The sequence below is a fragment of the Halomonas marinisediminis genome, from assembly GCF_004347715.1.
In the GTDB taxonomy this organism is placed as follows: Bacteria; Pseudomonadota; Gammaproteobacteria; order Pseudomonadales; family Halomonadaceae; genus Halomonas; species Halomonas icarae.
On record NZ_SLTR01000690.1, the window covers coordinates 1 to 234 of the forward strand.

Consider the following 234-nt stretch of genomic DNA (forward strand, 5'->3'; position numbering starts at 1 on the left):
CTTTCTGGAGGGCTGCGGCGAACCGTTCCTGCGCGGCGCGGGCCTCCGCGGCGCGGGCGTCACGTTCTTCGGACAGGGCGTTGAGCCGTTCGGCATACATCTGCTGGTCGCGCAGCGCCTGGTCGCGGGAATCCCCCGCGCCGAGGGCGGCGATCAGCACCATGGCCGAGGCGAAGGTGGTCCAGCCCAGCAACCCGACACCGCCCACGGCCAGAACAGCCTGCGTGCCGCTGG

Annotated in this window: 1 protein-coding gene; it reads right to left on the minus strand. The window is 72.2% G+C overall.

From position 1 onward, the window contains the following. Window positions 1–234, minus strand: a 234-nt coding sequence (locus E0702_RS18250) for a DUF5930 domain-containing protein (protein WP_205742137.1), incomplete at both ends; no start/stop codon positions are given.